Raw genomic sequence first — 15,294 nt, 5'->3', positions numbered from 1 at the left:
AATGCCTGTTTGAATCAACTACAAGGAGGGACTACAACAAATGCAATCAACGCAAATGCAAGCGCTAAGTGGTAAAGAATTGGAATATATCGCTGACTCCATCTCCAATGAGGACTTGCTTCTTAAGCAATGTGCAGCAACGGCTGCGACAACACAGAATCAACAGGTTCGTCAAATTTGTATGCAGCATATGCAAAATCACACCAAGCACATGACTGAGCTCACTCAGTTAATCCAACAACATCAACAATACGCGCCAACAAGCCCACAATAATTGCAATATTAATTCTAAGGAGGTTATTTAATGAACGCGCAAAATACTGGAGCATTTATGCCGGATGAGGATTTACTAAACACCATTTTGTGTGATTTGAAGCGGACCGTACGCGAATATGCTACAGCTGCTACAGAATCAGCATGTCCAGCGGTTCGTAGGGTTTTTAATACTATGACCATGGACACACTGCAACTCCAAGGTGATTTATACACGCATATGTCTCAATTGAATATGTATCCTGCACCTGCAAAAGCATTGCGCCAAGATGTGGACAAGCAGCTTCAAACCGCACAGCAAATGCAACAGCAAACAGGGCAATTCGTTCAACAAAAAACAGGGCAATTTGGCGCATACGCTCAGAATGCTCATATTCCGGCTAACGGACAACATCAGCCTTCTCATTTAATGTAACCATGATGGTTGGCGAATGAAGCAAATCGCTTCATGTGTGTGGAGCTAACGCCCGTTTTTACTGGTTAAATCCGGTAGAACGGGCGTTTTTTCTATATTTGTGAGTATGCTCTATATAAACTCAGCCTTTCATGGGAGCTCCTATAGGGTTATTTTGTTTGCAGAGATGCACATTTCATGTCATATTAGTATTAAACTCTTTTCGCGGGGCGACGCATTAATAGCGTACCGTCATTAGCGAACTATCCGGAGGGAAGGCATGAAAGAAATGAACGAGCTTAAGAGGAAAGTGCTGGAACTGCTTAAGGAAGACGCGAGAAGATCTACTGCACTCTTGGCAACGCTGCTTGGCGCGGAGGAAGAAGATGTGAAGACTGCGATTGAGCAGTTGGAGAAAGATCATGTCATTGTAAAATATGCTGCCGTTGTAAACTGGGATAAAGTGGACGATGAGAAGGTAACCGCACTGATTGAGGTGCAGATTACGCCTGAACGAGGGCGTGGTTTTGAAGGAATTGCCGAGCGAATCTACCTGTATCCACAGGTCAAATCAGTTTATCTGATGTCTGGTGCTTATGATCTTCTGGTGGAAGTGGAAGGCCGGAATTTACGTGAAGTGGCCAATTTCGTATCTGAGAAGCTGTCTCCAATCGATTCAGTACTTTCAACCAAAACGAATTTTACCCTTAAAAAATACAAACAGGACGGGATCATCTTCGAAGAGCATGAAGAAGACAACCGTCTGATGATCTCTCCATAAAGGAAGTAATCATATGATCAAGAATAAATCGCAGCTAACTGGAGAAGACAGCAAATCAATGGATTCTTATTTGGCCCCGTTGGTACAGCAAATTCAACCTTCGGGTATCCGCAAGTTTTTTGATCTGGCTGCAGGTAGCAAGGATATCATCTCTCTGGGAGTCGGAGAGCCTGACTTTAAGACCCCCTGGCATGTCAGAGAGGCTTGTGTCTATTCGCTGGAAAGAGGGTTTACAGGGTATACATCCAATGCAGGGATGCCTGAACTGCGGGAAGGGATCGCAAATTACTTACACAGCCGTTTTGCTGTGGAATATGATCCTGCCAATCAAATTATTGCAACCGTTGGCGGAAGTGAGGCCATCGACTTGGCGCTACGTGCGCTGATTTCACCGGGGGATGAAATTCTGATTCCGGAGCCTTGTTATATCTCTTATTCGCCGATTACCGCGATTGGTGGAGGGATACCTGTAGGTATTGAAACGGTTGGTGAGAATAACTTTAAACTTACTGCGGAAAGCCTGGAAGCCAAAATCACTCCGCGCTCCAAGGTTCTGATTTTGTGTTACCCAAGTAACCCTACGGGAAGTGTAATGACCCGAGAAGATTGGGAGCCGATTGCTAAGGTAGTAGAGAAACATGATCTTATAGTGATTTCAGATGAGATTTATGCAGAGTTGTCTTATGGCATTAATCACGTCAGCTTTGCCTCTTTACCAGGCATGATAGACCGTACGATTCTGGTTAGCGGCTTCTCCAAAGCTTTTGCAATGACCGGATGGCGGATGGGTTATGCTTGTGGTCACCCGGATCTTATCGCTGCAATGCTTAAGATTCACCAGTACACTGTCATGTGTGCTCCTTCTATGGGACAGGTGGCTGCACTTGAAGCGCTGACCAATGGTATGGAAGAGAAGGACCGGATGGTAGATTCCTATAATCAACGGCGGAGGTTGATCGTCAAAGGCCTACGCGATGCGGGGCTGGAGTGCCATGAGCCGCAGGGCGCCTTCTACGCTTTCCCAAGCGTGCGCAAGACAGGGCTGACTTCTGATCAATTTGCTCAGCGGCTTTTGCTTGAATACAAGGTTGCGGCTGTGCCTGGAAGTGTCTTTGGATTAGGTGGAGAAGGTTACTTGCGCTGTTCCTACGCCACATCAGTATCTCAACTGAACGAAGCAGTAGAACGCATTGGTGCTTTTGTCACAAAGCTTACACGTGAGAGAACGGATTAGTGAAAATTGAACTATAGCCGATCATACAATCCTATGGTATTATTTTACTTTGAGAGTAATTAGCCCCTATAATAGAACTTACAAGGATCCATTTACTCTGGAACTAAGCGTTGCTTTGAAGTTGCTTTATTTAACTTTTATGCTATTTTGCAGCACGCGCTCAATAATACTTTTGGGAGGGATGATTGTGCTTAGCGCCGATTATTACTTACCTTCCTATGGTGGGAAATGTTTCTCTGGAAATGGGAAAATACCCCCCAAGGGTGATGCTTCTGCTCGCATACTCTCTCTGGAAGATGAAATTAGAATACTCCGCAGCAAGATGGAGCAGCTTTTCCTGCAGGAAAAATCATTCACTTCGGATAATGTGATTGAAATTAGCAGTTTATTGGACCTCAAAATAAATGAGTACATGAAGGGGCGTCCGGCTGGAAAATAGTGCTGCTGAATGCTCTTGAGAGGACCCTAGGGTCCTCTTTTTGTTGTTCACTCTTACTAATGACGGTGTTATTGTGTATACTCTTAATTTGCTATCTTTATTGCCTTCCTTATAGCAGAAAGCTTAAACTATCAGTATGTGATTTCAAGAATGGATAGGAGGCTTAAACCATGGCGATTTATACACGTACGGGTGATGCAGGTCAGACTTCAGTGATTGGCGGCCGGGTCGGCAAGGATGATGTCCGCGTCGAGGCCTACGGAACGATCGATGAGCTGAATTGTTTTGTAGGGCAAGCACGAAGCCTGATGGAAAGTGATAATTTCGACGATGTCCGCGAGCAATTGCTCGAAATACAGCATGAGCTGTTTGATTGCGGCACGGATTTAGCATTTGTTAAACTTGCTGACGGTGGTCAATATATGGTGACAAGTGAGATGGCTCAGCGGCTGGAAGGCTGGATAGATTCTCTACAAGAGGAGAATCCACCACTAGAGAAATTTATCCTGCCAGGAGGTAGTCAGCTGGCTTCGGTTCTACATGTATGCCGCACGGTTTGCCGTCGTGCGGAACGCCGGGCAGTTACCTTAGGGCGAAATGCGGACATAAACCCAGAAGCGGTGATTTATCTCAATCGATTGTCGGATTATTTTTTCGCGTTGGCTAGAACGGCTAATACACGGTCAGGGATTACTGATGTAGAATACATCCGTAGTAAAAAGGTGTTTCGAGACTAATATGACAAGCTATTATTCACCCATTACTTATATCATACCGCCAGAAGAGGATGACTTCCTGCTGAAGACAATCCTGCACAAACGGATGGATGTCTCACGCAAGCTACTCTCCCGGCTGAAGCAGACGGAACAAGGCATTACATTAAACGGTGAACGTGTATACATTAGTGTGCATGTTAAGGCAGGAGATACCGTGCAGATCCGCATGGAAACGGAGACTTCGGATGATATTTTACCGCAGCCGATTCCATTCGAGATTCTATTTGAAGATGAACATCTGCTAGTGGTTAACAAGGCAGCGGGAATTATAGTTCATCCAACACATGGACATTACACTGACACGCTTGCCAATGGCGTGGTTTATTATTGGGCGCAGAAGAATGAATGCTTCCGTTTCCGGCCTGTTCACCGCCTGGATCAGGAAACCTCCGGTGTGTTAGTGATCGCCAAAAATCCATACAGCCATCAGCATATTTCCGAGCAGATGATCGCCGGTACTGTGGATAAGCGTTACGCTGCATTTGTTCATGGGGTTCCTGCGGAGCTATCCGGTGATATCGACGGCCCTATCGACCGTGATCCTGAGGAGCCACATCGGCGTATCGTGACACCGGATGGATATCCTTCCCTAACCCGCTATGAGGTTAAGCAGGTGTATTCGGCCGGCTCCAGAGTTGAACTAAAGCTGGAGAGTGGACGTACGCATCAGATTCGGGTCCATATGACCTCTATCGGCTGTCCACTGATTGGAGACAGCATGTATCGTCATGAGCTGTACAATCTACCAGAATTTACTTCAACGCAAAGCGAGCAGTTGGAGTCCGTTGCAGCACTCGATGCTTCCATACCGCGTCAGGCACTGCACGCAGTGCGTCTGACGTTCAAGCACCCGGTACTTCTGCAAGAAATGATATTCGAAGCCCCGTTGCCACCTGACATGGCAGTCTTGGAGAAAATATTGGAGCAAGGTCTGACAGCGAATTTGTGATAAAATTATGATTCAGGCGATAGAGTGGCGAAGGGGAAGTTTGGAACTGTAGGAGCGATAGCGACCGCCTTTGTCTGCGGATTTCAACCGTGTTTAACGGTAAAATTGATGAAATCTGTAGACAACAGCGGCCGGAAGTCCAAACATTCCTTGTAGTTACGGTATTATTAGCCGATTATTAAAGGAGCACAGCATGAGCAAATTAAAAGTATATCAATATCCCAAATGCAGCACCTGCCGCAGCGCAGTGAAATGGTTGCAGGGACAAGGTCATGAGCTGGAGCTTCAGCACATCGCAGAGCAGCCACCTACGGTGGACGAGCTGCGTGAGCTGCTCGCGAACAGCGGCCTTGAGCTGAAGAAGTTTTTTAATACAAGCGGTGAAGTATACAAATCATTAGGTCTGAAGGACAAGCTGCCCCAGCTTACGGAACAGGAGAAGTTAGAGCTGCTCTCAAGCCACGGGATGCTGATCAAACGTCCGATTGTCACCGATGGAGTTAAAGTTACGGTGGGATTCAAAGAAGACCAATATGCCGATACTTGGACTAATGTTTAATATCAATACAACGATCAAGGGAGAGGTTTATAAGTGAGAACAGAAACAATGGGCCGGGTAATGCTTGTAGATGGAATGGCTCTGCTGTTCCGGGCCTTTTATGCGACCTCTTATGGAGGATATATTCGCAAGACAAAAGATGGATTGCCAACGAATGCAGTATATGGATTTTTGCAGTATTTTTTTGATGCAGTAAGTACGTTTGAGCCTTCTCACGTCGTATGCTGCTGGGATATGGGCAAAGGAACGTTCCGCACCGAGAAATATGATGGATACAAATCCAACCGGATCGAAGCTCCGCTGGAATTAATTCCGCAGTTTGACCTAGTAAAAGAAGTGGTGGCTGAGCTAGGTGTGCCAAACATTGGTCTTGCCGGCTATGAAGCAGATGATTGCATAGGTACGCTGGCATCCTGTTACAGCGATAATTCTGAGGTTTACATTCTGACGGGTGACCATGATATGCTGCAGCTTATTGATGAGAATGTTAAAGTCGTCATTATGAAAAAAGGACGCTCCAACTATAAAGTTTATGACCTTGCAGAATTGCTTGAGGATAAAGGTCTAACCCCTAGACAGGTTATTGACCTGAAGGGCTTTATGGGCGATACAAGTGATAATTACCCTGGTGTAAAAGGGATTGGTGAGAAAACCGCGCTGAAGCTGTTAACAGAGTACGGTACAGTTGAAGGTGTAATTGAGAATCTTCACTTGCTTCCTAAAGGTGTACGGTCCAAAATTGAAGCCGACCTAGATATGCTGCATCTATCAAGGGAGCTGGCTGAAATCCGTTGTGATGTGCCTGTGGTCTGTGAGCTGGCAGAAGCTTTATGGCAATTACAGCGGGAAACAGCCGCGCGTAAATTTCAAGAACTGGAATTCGGCAGCCTGATGCATTTGATCGCTGAGGTGCAGGACGAACGGGGAATTGTACAGATTGAGTTAGGTGATCTGGGTTAAGGAGAGTGGTTCTCTTCTGATGAAAATGTGAAAAAACATAATGGCAGGTCAAGGTTACTATCCTTGACCTGCTTTTTTTTGTTGTCGAATTCATGTGGAAATTTATCAATATATGTCTTTTTTTGACTGAATTACAAATTAAGGTTTCTAATCATGGATATTGGTTTAATGAAATTTCAAAGGAAATACATAGGGATTATTTTCCATAGTAGGTGATGATGAGATGAAGATACTTTTGGTCACGCACAAGTTTCAGAAGATAGTAGGTAATTATTGCAGTCGGACCATGGACGTAGTGAACGAGTCTGAATTAGTCCTTGGAGGTGTTTTGGAGTTTTTGCAAAACATCAATCCTTCTATAGATAGCATATTAATAACAGATGATGCATTATCTCTGAGGATGGAACAGAACAGGAGTGATTTAAATAACCTAATCAATTGGCTCGTAGCTAATCAAAAGTCAAATGTAAAGATTTTAATCCTCACCAGGTACATAAGGAAAGATACAGAATGGGAGAATCTCAGCTATAGATATCCGAATCTCCAAATTAAGAATTACGAATACATACGCATTACACCAGTACTATTTCAGGAAGCTCTTGAGCGTTTATCCGATACCAAACCTCAATTGAAACAACATTCCAGACCTCACGACGATAAGAGTAATCACCAAAAGAGTACAGACAGAAAAGGGTCGTTTCTGGATCGCTTTAAACCGAAACCGAAAGCCCCAACTGAATTACAGGCTACGGATACCCTTACTAGGGAGCTTGATAAGATTAGCCGAGGGATTAGTCGTATTGTAGCGATAACCGGGCATAGTGGATGCGGAATTACCAGCACAACTATCAATGTTGCAAGTGAAGCGAGTAAACGGGGGCTGAATGTATTAATCGTGGATATGGATATCGAATATCGAAGTACGAATATGTATTTTAGCAGCTTTCATGAACGAACCAAGCGGGATGAAGATATAAATGCATCTCTCATCCGAACGTTAGCAAGACCTCAGGATTATTTGACTACGGCTTTTCATTTGAAAGAAAACCTATGGCTGGCTGGACTGGGTTACAGCTTTTCCGATCCCAAGTTAATCCAGCAATTTTACACCAGCTCTAAACTTGTCGGTCTGTTGTCCTTACTCCGAAACAAATTTAATTTGATCCTATTGGATCTACCACTGAACGTATTAGACAGATTTCGAGAAGCATTAATCCATATCGACAGCTTTGGCCTCTGTATTCCCAATAATCTATATGCTGTTTTAAGCACTCTGAGGAATGTGGAAGAGACACTGAATAAGGAAAATACGGCCTATTTGAATGCTAAATCAAAAGTAATTGTCACCAAATATAATGACCGTTCCAGATTTCAAGGTGAAATTTTCGTACCAGACAAGGTAAGTGCAGTTGCTACATCCGGTCTTTTAGAAAGCTTTACATACGGAATGAAAGTGGCAGGTCATATCTCTTATGACACGGACTTTGATACTCAGATTGAAACCGATGTGCCGCTTGTATATTCAAACAAAGACCATGAGCGGGCATATGGAAATATACTTCTTAGATTACTGGAGGGGAGTAGTTAATGGATTTAAGTGGGCTTAAAAACGCGACACCCAATAAGCAAATGTTCAAGCGGGTTGCAGCATTGCTCTTTAGTCTATTGATCATCGTGGTTTCTTATATGTTCATTACGAAAGCCAGCAAAGATGCCAGCGATGTGGTAGAGGTGTTGCGGGTCAAGCAGAGTGATGGTATTCCGGCTTACGTAGTCATTACGGAGCCTATGATTGAGAAATACAATATTATCAAAAAAGAATACACCGAGGACATGGTGTTGTCTGAAGATATAGATTCGGTGAAGGATAAACTGTCCGCATATTATCTTCGAGAAAACAGCGTGCTCTACAAAGATCAGTTGCTGGATGAAAAACCGCAAAAAAATGAATGGCTGTATCAAGTGAATGAGGAAAATGAGGTCTTGACGCTTCCTTATAATTTTCTGGAGGTTGGTGGAGATATTCTAATGCCAGGAGACCGTGTTCGTATCCGTGTGTCCTATGAGGTAGAGGAGAAGGATGCCCCGGGTGGCAATCCAAACGCTATTTATTCCGAGTCCACGAATACGATCAAAAAAACTGAAGTATTGTTTGAAAGCATTGTTGTGAAGGATATGCTCAACGCAAGTAGTCATTCCATCTACGAAGTATATAAAGAGGTGCAGAAACTGGATGAGGATAAGAAACAAAATGTTATGAAGAGTAAGGATTTCTTAAAGAACATTCAACCTAAAGCATTACTCCTCGAGGGGACGAGTGCACAAATTAACAATTATGCCAAATACAAAGGACTTAATGGAAATTCATTTCTGATTACCATACTGAGCAGAAAAAGTAGTGATGTCATCATTGACCAACTGCCCACTTTGGAGAAAGAGGTGGAATCGTGGATCGGAAAAGAGGATTAGGAATCGACAGCATTTTTCAGAAAATATCATCTAAGGATCTCGTCGGTGCCGAACTTCAAGAGAATAATCTGATTTATAGTGTAGTAGGTTTTATACCTGCTTGTGATGGTGTAGATAATGCCATGCTCATAAGCAACTTAGGATATTTATTATCTCAAAAGGGTCTAAATACTTGTGTGGTTGACCTTAAGGTGTTTTATCCGAACTTATATCAATTTCTAGATGTCCCTGCACATAAGAAGGGGCAAGGATTAATTAAGGTGTTAAAAAGCGACAAGGTAGATTTCCGAGATGAATTGCAGCGGACCAAATACGAGAAGCTGTTCCTGTTATCAGCTAGTCCACAGGATCTAATGGAGGAGTATTTTGATTTTGAGTTTGGAAATTTAGAGCGTGTAATTACTACACTTAAGCAGATGTTTGATATTGTGCTGATCGACATTCCCAACAACCCTCCATTGGAATTTTGTCTGGGTGCCATGAAGTATTGTCACATAGGATTCTTTACGGCAACAGAGAGGATGGAAGCTACCATAAATATGGTGAAGCTGCTGGATTATGCTAAATCGGTGGGGATAAGTACGGCTAAGTTCACCAGTGTGGTGATGATGAATATTCAGCATATTGAATTTGATTATAAGGTTATGAAGGACATGGGTTTTAACATAGTTTCTGTACTGCCACTTGTGAAGGATGCCGTAGTTCGTGCACATGAGGGCAGGCTGTACATAAAAGATAACCCCCTAATTAATAAATATTTTAAAAAAGAGATCCAAAAGCTGGCCGATCGGTTGGCGGATCAGTAAAGGGGAGAGCGACTTGCTGACACGTGCGAAAATTAGCGATATGCAGCAAAAAGTACTGCATCAGGTAGGGCCGAAGGAGAACATGGAGGATCTGGCTAGTAAATATACGACCATAAGCTTTGATGAGGCTTTGGAGTTATGCCAAAAATATATTACGAAAATAACGACACATGCCTATAGGCGAGAAAACGACCCTGCTCGAAAACGCGAAATGACTAAGGCATACATAAATGAATTTGTAGACGCGCAGAAACCTTCTGTCGAGGGATTTTATGATCTAGCAGAGTTGAAAAACGCACTCACCAATGAAATCACTCACTATGGTCCCATTACTAAGGCTATGGAGGACCCTAGTATAGATGAAATCAGAGCCAACGGGCCTGATCAAATCTTTGTGGAAAGCGGCGGAAGAAGCCTGCAGTGGGATCAAAATTTTACAGATCGTGATCATATGGAACGGATTATCGCCAAGCTTATAGGTATCTCCAAGGTTCGGCTGATTCCAAAGATACCCATGGTAAATGCCAGAACGATTGAGGGGTATCGTGTGAATGCCACTCATGCTGAGATCTCACCGTATGACCAACCGGCGTTTGTGATCCGAAAGTTCAGCAAGAAGAGTATTGTTCCGAAAATGCTCATTGAGAATAAATCCTTCTCCTCAAACATGTATAAATTATTGTCTTTGATCCCGAAATCAGACTTATCCTGGATTACAGTGGGACCGACAGGAAGCGGAAAGACAACGCTAAATGAAATTCTTGTGAAGGAGATCAATCCTCTATCAAGGATCATTACCATTGAAAATCCTTCAGAGATGAGATTGATTCAAAGAGAAGATAACAGCGAACACGGTAGAGTGCTGAATGATGTGTTGCAATACGAGTCGGTCCCTGATGATGATGACTCAAGCCCAGCGACTATGGAAAATTTGCTTATTAATGCGATGAGACAATCACCTCACTGGATTGGACCAGGGGAGCTTCGAACACCCGGTGAATTCGCCACAGCGCTTCGAGCAGCACAGACGGGACACTATTTCTTTTCCACACTTCATGCAGAGGGGGATAAGGAAGCGATCTTTAGATTTCTAACGGCCTATCTAATGGCCTCTAATGAGCCAGCGGAACTTGCTCTACGAAATATCTGCAGTGCTGTGAAATTTGTAATCTTTCAAGAGAAACTGGCAGATGGTACTCGTAAAGTGACTTCAATTTCAGAGATTTTGGGCTCAGATGGCTTGAATCCACTGATTAATCAAATCTATAGATTTGATTGTGATGATGTGATTGAAGAGATGATTGAAGGCAAGAAGATGATCAAAATTGTTGGCAGACATTTACGTGTAGGAAAGATCTCGGAGAATGTACAGCAGCTAATGCTCAAGGCCGGAATTAAGAAAAGCAGGTTTGAGTTCTTTACCAAGGATCCGTTGGAGGGCGAAACAGAGGTGTACGAATTCGATGAATACAACTTTAATCATTAGTCTACTTCTTGGTATGGCTGCATTTGTACTATTTAACGCCATCTTTGAGGTCAAGTTTTTTCAGGGTTCTGTAAGATATGTTCTCGACGTTATGGATACCCTCGCAGAGTACCTAGGCAAGTATAACACGAAGCGTTATGTTGACCGGATCAAGAAGGAGCGAATCGTCAGGCAGAAGGAAAATATTTATGCGAAATACAATCGAATGGTAGAGGGTTTGATTTTAGACTTTAATATGCCGTTTACGCTGGAGAGCTTTACCTCAATGCTGTGCATTTGCTTTGCGATTATAGCTCTGCTAGTGGTTCTGCTTATGAAAAGCGTTACGCTTTCGCTTGTGATTACGATTTCAATTTTTGTAGGATTGTTTACTTTTTTCGTGATGCAGTCTAGAGCCATCCAAGCAGAACGGCTTGAAAATATAATGGATGCCGAAGATGTGATTTGTCCGTTAGCCCGTGAAGGTGTACTAGTAGCCATTAAAAAGGTGATGGAGAGCGATGAATATATCAGTCCTAATCTTAGGCCATATTTTCAGCAATTTATAGATAATTGCGACAACAACGGCTATTCCTTTAAGCAAGCTATTACGCTATTAAATAGACAGCTTGGTCCCAAATTTGATAATTTCACAAAAAAAGCAGTGGTCTTCGAATATAACGAAAGAAAAGGTATGGCAGACATTTTCCTCGATATTGTAGATGAAAATGCCGTGCTGCGCGAGATTAACTCTAAAAAGGAACGGATTTTTAGAAAGATGAATCGAGATTTTATGTTTAAAACCGGAATCATTGTGCTTTTTTTCTTGTACGCATTAACTGTAAAGGATTTTAGAGAATTTATGCTTGAAAGCAATGTTGGGAAATTGATCAACACGATATTGATTAGTGTCATTTGTTTAAGCTTTGCACGCAGTCAGGTACTCCAAGGGAACGTCGGCATGGGTGGTGAGCGCAAATGATATTCCTAGTTAAGCTGATAGCCATGCTCTCCATCCTTTATTTGATCAAGATATTGTTATACCCCTTCTTCAAGCCTGTGAGCAGAAAACAGAAAAAACGTGCACGTCAATATATCAAGCAGCGTAAAAATGCGGCGCTAAAAGAGAAGTTCAACCAATATAAACGAAGAATTGCAATGAAATATGTTAAAGGGTTATTGGGAAGTGCTGAAAGATTAAGATTCAAGAAAATCATTGACCGACTTGATCTACAAAAGACTCCAGAGGAAATACGGACCGAGCAATTCATGTACACGCTAAGTGCTATTGTGATTATGTTGTTGCTATGGAAGGTGAACATCCTGCTTGGCTGTATCTCTGCCATCTTCATCATGCTGGGCTGGCTCTATCCGGTGGTCGAGTTGGAGAAGATTATCGATAAGAAGAACAAAAATATATCCCTGGATTTCCCAGCCTTTTATAGTATGGTCTATTACCAGTATATAAAGTCGGTTAACATTCATTTCTCAGATGTGCTTAAGGACTACATTCCTAGTGCAAATCCTGATATAGCCGAGGAGCTCGGTGTGATGCTGGACAATATTGATTACGGAGAAGAATTCGCTTTTAAGCAGCTGAAGAAACGGATTCCGATGCATTACGTGATCAAGTTCTGCGACATTATGGAGACGAGGCTTAAAGGATACGATAATGTGTCTCAGATGGCATATCTCAAGAATGAATTAGATGGCTTCAGAATCAGGGCTTTGGAAGAAGAGCTGGAGAGTAGGCAGCGCAGCAGCGCAAGGATCCAGTTTCTACTTATTATAGTGTTGGCTATTTATATCGTTATGTACTATTTGTTTACCATTCTGAGTTCAATGAAGATGTTTCAATAAGCCAAATTTATTTATAGGGGGATAAACGAATGAAGACAGATCTTAAGGAATTGCTAGTGGAGGAAAAAGGAGAAGTAGGGATCAAGCAAATTGCCATCACGGTTGGCGTTATTATTTTAATTGGAGTGGTAGTGACCTATCTAAAGGGTGGAGTACTGACAGGATGGGTCGATGATGTTTGGGAATTCTTATTCGATGATTTGATTGGAAAGATGGTTAGCTAATTTGGGGTGAAAACACAATGCAAGGGATAGCAAAGGCAGTATTACTTACCATTCTGACCTCGGTTACGATTTTGCTGTTTGTAAATTTGGCTTTCTTTTTCCCATGGTATTTAACGCTGGTCACAGAGACGTATAGTGTTTCGCAGATTGTAGCTGGTGATAACTACTTGAAGGAATCATATTATGAGGATGTTATGGAGAGATTACAGGAGCGCCCTATTTACCGAGATAAAGCCGATGATATTGTCATTACGGTCACTAATGCAGATCATGATAATGCGATTGGAAATGATGATGAAACCTCATATTACGATGAAGGGAACGAATGGAATAAACCTTATCGGCAAAGAGGCGAACCGCTTACGGTTGAGATTAAAGCTGTATATCCTTTCTCTATCACTTTATGGGGAAAGAAGCTGGAGCGTGAAATTCCGGTCCACTTCTCCATGTCAACGACAGGCCTGAAACATTATAAGGATCTGGACTACTATATAGATTGATAGGATGACTTTGTGTGAAAAATATTGCAGTAGGAGTATTGTTGATTATTCTAGTGTCAATTGTTGTGGAGCCTTTGGTGGAGATGGGCATTGTATTTAGAGAGAAGGTAGTGCTGAGCACTGCGATCTCTAATGCTTGCCGGGCAGCCAAGGATCGGAGTTTAGAGTATGAACTGCTACGTGGACTGGATGCGGTGATTAACGAGGAGAGGTTCAAAGAATACTTTTCAGATGCGTTCGAAAGTGCTCTAAATGTATCGGAACAGACCGATAATGGCAACGTGCTTACATTTACCTCCAATGATGATAGATACAATGATTTTACGGTAAATTTAGATTTTTCTAACATAGAGAACACCCAAACCAGCCAATGGGTATCAGAAGTTAATGTGAAAGCACAGGCAACATACAAATTTAAAACCAGATACTTAAAGCTCGCTGAAGAAGCAGACAAAGAAGTAGATTATCAGTTAATTAGCGAGAGGAAATATATTCTCTCCGTTAAGAATTGATGAAAGGAATAATCAGAATGGACTATATCATGGTTACTTTTCAAACGGATACAGGTCTAAGAATGGACCTAAAAGTTCCGGTGTTTGTGACTATAGAAGAACTGTTAGACATGTTAACGGAGTCCTTGAGCTTAAAGGAGAGAAGCGGGGCTAAGCTTCAGGCTGAGCCATTAGGCAGAATATTAAGTAATAGTAAAACCTTGGATCAAGAAGGTGTAGCCCAAGGCGCACTGCTCACACTTATCTGAGAAGGGGCAATGAAATGAATGGCAACCTGCAAAGTGGCGGATTAATCCTAAAGGCTGATGAATCTCTTTTTATTACGGATATTAAAAACTATTCAGGAACCTATTCTTTGGACAGAGCGAATGATCAAGCTGTGCCTATTCATTATGAGGGTTTGTTCTGGTTCATGAATGAGGCTGGCAATTTCCTTTATTACAGTGATCAGTTAAAGGGAAATGTGCTCTGTAAGCTTGATATTGTAAAGCAACATTCAGAAGTATTGTTAGACAAACCTTGTTATCAGCTTCAGCGACATGAAGATTGGATCTACTATATTCACGAGGAGGACCATCGATTATATCGCTGTTCTACTAGTGGTAAACGTGATATGAGGCTGATTGATGAGCATGTGGAGAGTTTTCTCTTGTACGAAGGACAAATCTACTATGCTACACCAAATGGGATTAAGAGGAGCACAGAATCCGGTGAGGCAAGTGAAAAGATTAGTGAATTGGTTACAAGTTTACTGATTCGGATAGGAAATAAGCTGTGTTTTTCAGATGCCGAGAATGGACATCGCTTGACGCTACTTGATGTGGAGCGTCATACGGTAACTATGGTAGACAATATAGTTGCCCTTAGTATAAGCACGGATGACAAATATATTTATTGTGCTAACCGATTAAATGACAACAGTATATATCGCGTAGATCCATTGCATGGAGGGAGTATTCGAATATCTGGGGAAAGCGCGGACTATTTACATGTTCTGGACAATGATCTTTATTTTTGCAGTGGTCGTGAATGGCATCGAATCTCTCTATTTGGTGGAGAGGCGGAGACAATAACCTTTATAGGAAGGTAGATC

20 protein-coding genes are annotated in these 15,294 nt (G+C 42.5%); all 20 read left to right on the top strand.

The window, feature by feature from the left end; genetic code table 11:
- The first annotated feature begins 40 nt into the window (after positions 1-40).
- Positions 41-274, top strand: coding sequence for a spore coat protein (locus tag MKY63_RS02175; protein WP_036683535.1), 234 nt, complete (start codon positions 41-43; stop codon positions 272-274).
- A 30-nt stretch (positions 275-304) separates the two neighbouring features.
- The gene (locus MKY63_RS02170; RefSeq protein WP_076126401.1) at positions 305-688 is read left to right on the top strand and encodes a spore coat protein; all 384 of its coding nucleotides are present in this window, start codon (positions 305-307) and stop codon (positions 686-688) included.
- 259 nt (positions 689-947) lie between these two features.
- Positions 948-1,448 (top strand): Lrp/AsnC family transcriptional regulator, encoded by a 501-nt coding sequence (locus tag MKY63_RS02165; RefSeq protein WP_036683529.1) that lies wholly within the window; start codon positions 948-950, stop codon positions 1,446-1,448.
- A 13-nt stretch (positions 1,449-1,461) separates the two neighbouring features.
- Positions 1,462-2,682 (top strand): aminotransferase class I/II-fold pyridoxal phosphate-dependent enzyme, encoded by a 1,221-nt coding sequence (locus tag MKY63_RS02160; protein ID WP_339811362.1) that lies wholly within the window; start codon positions 1,462-1,464, stop codon positions 2,680-2,682.
- 250 nt (positions 2,683-2,932) lie between these two features.
- Entirely contained in the window at positions 2,933-3,121 is a 189-nt protein-coding gene (locus MKY63_RS02155) for an aspartyl-phosphate phosphatase Spo0E family protein (protein ID WP_232061510.1), read from the top strand.
- Between the two features lie 170 nt (positions 3,122-3,291).
- Entirely contained in the window at positions 3,292-3,858 is a 567-nt protein-coding gene (locus MKY63_RS02150; RefSeq protein ID WP_036684514.1) for a cob(I)yrinic acid a,c-diamide adenosyltransferase, read from the top strand.
- A gap of 1 nt (position 3,859) precedes the next feature.
- Entirely contained in the window at positions 3,860-4,846 is a 987-nt protein-coding gene (locus tag MKY63_RS02145) for an RluA family pseudouridine synthase (RefSeq protein WP_339811360.1), read from the top strand.
- A gap of 193 nt (positions 4,847-5,039) precedes the next feature.
- Positions 5,040-5,405, top strand: coding sequence for an arsenate reductase family protein (locus tag MKY63_RS02140; RefSeq protein WP_038569540.1), 366 nt, complete (start codon positions 5,040-5,042; stop codon positions 5,403-5,405).
- Positions 5,406-5,453: 48 nt separating this feature from the next.
- Entirely contained in the window at positions 5,454-6,365 is a 912-nt protein-coding gene (locus MKY63_RS02135) for a 5'-3' exonuclease H3TH domain-containing protein (protein ID WP_076101643.1), read from the top strand.
- A gap of 223 nt (positions 6,366-6,588) precedes the next feature.
- Positions 6,589-7,953 carry an AAA family ATPase gene (locus tag MKY63_RS02130; RefSeq protein WP_036684506.1) on the top strand — a complete coding sequence of 455 codons (1,365 nt, stop codon included), beginning with the start codon at positions 6,589-6,591 and terminating at the stop codon, positions 7,951-7,953.
- Positions 7,953-8,834 (top strand): hypothetical protein, encoded by an 882-nt coding sequence (locus MKY63_RS02125; RefSeq protein ID WP_036684504.1) that lies wholly within the window; start codon positions 7,953-7,955, stop codon positions 8,832-8,834. The genes MKY63_RS02130 and MKY63_RS02125 overlap by 1 nt, the downstream gene beginning before the upstream one ends.
- Entirely contained in the window at positions 8,813-9,640 is an 828-nt protein-coding gene (locus MKY63_RS02120) for a hypothetical protein (RefSeq protein ID WP_036684503.1), read from the top strand. Before MKY63_RS02125 ends, MKY63_RS02120 begins: the two co-directional genes overlap by 22 nt.
- A gap of 13 nt (positions 9,641-9,653) precedes the next feature.
- A complete protein-coding gene (locus MKY63_RS02115; protein WP_036684499.1) occupies positions 9,654-11,126 on the top strand; it encodes an ATPase, T2SS/T4P/T4SS family in 1,473 nt (490 codons plus the stop codon).
- Positions 11,104-12,087 carry a hypothetical protein gene (locus MKY63_RS02110; RefSeq protein ID WP_036684498.1) on the top strand — a complete coding sequence of 328 codons (984 nt, stop codon included), beginning with the start codon at positions 11,104-11,106 and terminating at the stop codon, positions 12,085-12,087. The genes MKY63_RS02115 and MKY63_RS02110 overlap by 23 nt, the downstream gene beginning before the upstream one ends.
- Entirely contained in the window at positions 12,084-12,965 is an 882-nt protein-coding gene (locus MKY63_RS02105; protein ID WP_036684496.1) for a hypothetical protein, read from the top strand. Before MKY63_RS02110 ends, MKY63_RS02105 begins: the two co-directional genes overlap by 4 nt.
- A 29-nt stretch (positions 12,966-12,994) precedes the next feature.
- Positions 12,995-13,189: a hypothetical protein gene (locus MKY63_RS02100; protein ID WP_036684494.1), complete on the top strand. Its 195-nt coding sequence runs from the start codon at positions 12,995-12,997 to the stop codon at positions 13,187-13,189.
- 17 nt (positions 13,190-13,206) lie between these two features.
- Positions 13,207-13,689, top strand: coding sequence for a hypothetical protein (locus tag MKY63_RS02095; protein ID WP_036684493.1), 483 nt, complete (start codon positions 13,207-13,209; stop codon positions 13,687-13,689).
- A gap of 14 nt (positions 13,690-13,703) precedes the next feature.
- Positions 13,704-14,201 carry a hypothetical protein gene (locus tag MKY63_RS02090; RefSeq protein ID WP_036684491.1) on the top strand — a complete coding sequence of 166 codons (498 nt, stop codon included), beginning with the start codon at positions 13,704-13,706 and terminating at the stop codon, positions 14,199-14,201.
- A 17-nt stretch (positions 14,202-14,218) separates the two neighbouring features.
- Positions 14,219-14,449, top strand: a complete 231-nt coding sequence (locus MKY63_RS02085) for an EsaB/YukD family protein (RefSeq protein ID WP_162164278.1) — start codon at positions 14,219-14,221, stop codon at positions 14,447-14,449.
- Between the two features lie 14 nt (positions 14,450-14,463).
- Complete coding sequence (locus tag MKY63_RS02080; protein WP_036684488.1) at positions 14,464-15,291, top strand: DUF5050 domain-containing protein; 828 nt, start codon at positions 14,464-14,466, stop codon at positions 15,289-15,291.
- Positions 15,292-15,294: the final 3 nt, after the last annotated feature.

Source organism: Paenibacillus sp. FSL R7-0189, from assembly GCF_037969925.1.
In the GTDB taxonomy this organism is placed as follows: domain Bacteria; phylum Bacillota; class Bacilli; order Paenibacillales; family Paenibacillaceae; genus Paenibacillus_AQ; species Paenibacillus_AQ odorifer.
Note: the sequence above shows the minus strand (reverse complement) of the source record. Positions and strands in the feature narration are given on the sequence as shown.

Bases quoted from the DNA above. Each gene is read 5' to 3' on its own strand.
- MKY63_RS02175 (WP_036683535.1), top strand. From the start codon at position 41: ATGCAATCAACGCAAATGCAAGCGCTAAGTGGTAAAGAATTGGAATAT.
- MKY63_RS02170 (WP_076126401.1), top strand. From the start codon at position 305: ATGAACGCGCAAAATACTGGAGCATTTATGCCGGATGAGGATTTACTA.
- MKY63_RS02165 (WP_036683529.1), top strand. From the start codon at position 948: ATGAAAGAAATGAACGAGCTTAAGAGGAAAGTGCTGGAACTGCTTAAG.
- MKY63_RS02160 (WP_339811362.1), top strand. From the start codon at position 1,462: ATGATCAAGAATAAATCGCAGCTAACTGGAGAAGACAGCAAATCAATG.
- MKY63_RS02150 (WP_036684514.1), top strand. From the start codon at position 3,292: ATGGCGATTTATACACGTACGGGTGATGCAGGTCAGACTTCAGTGATT.
- MKY63_RS02145 (WP_339811360.1), top strand. From the start codon at position 3,860: ATGACAAGCTATTATTCACCCATTACTTATATCATACCGCCAGAAGAG.
- MKY63_RS02140 (WP_038569540.1), top strand. From the start codon at position 5,040: ATGAGCAAATTAAAAGTATATCAATATCCCAAATGCAGCACCTGCCGC.
- MKY63_RS02135 (WP_076101643.1), top strand. From the start codon at position 5,454: ATGGGCCGGGTAATGCTTGTAGATGGAATGGCTCTGCTGTTCCGGGCC.
- MKY63_RS02130 (WP_036684506.1), top strand. From the start codon at position 6,589: ATGAAGATACTTTTGGTCACGCACAAGTTTCAGAAGATAGTAGGTAAT.
- MKY63_RS02125 (WP_036684504.1), top strand. From the start codon at position 7,953: ATGGATTTAAGTGGGCTTAAAAACGCGACACCCAATAAGCAAATGTTC.
- MKY63_RS02110 (WP_036684498.1), top strand. From the start codon at position 11,104: ATGAATACAACTTTAATCATTAGTCTACTTCTTGGTATGGCTGCATTT.
- MKY63_RS02105 (WP_036684496.1), top strand. From the start codon at position 12,084: ATGATATTCCTAGTTAAGCTGATAGCCATGCTCTCCATCCTTTATTTG.
- MKY63_RS02100 (WP_036684494.1), top strand. From the start codon at position 12,995: ATGAAGACAGATCTTAAGGAATTGCTAGTGGAGGAAAAAGGAGAAGTA.
- MKY63_RS02095 (WP_036684493.1), top strand. From the start codon at position 13,207: ATGCAAGGGATAGCAAAGGCAGTATTACTTACCATTCTGACCTCGGTT.
- MKY63_RS02085 (WP_162164278.1), top strand. From the start codon at position 14,219: ATGGACTATATCATGGTTACTTTTCAAACGGATACAGGTCTAAGAATG.
- MKY63_RS02080 (WP_036684488.1), top strand. From the start codon at position 14,464: ATGAATGGCAACCTGCAAAGTGGCGGATTAATCCTAAAGGCTGATGAA.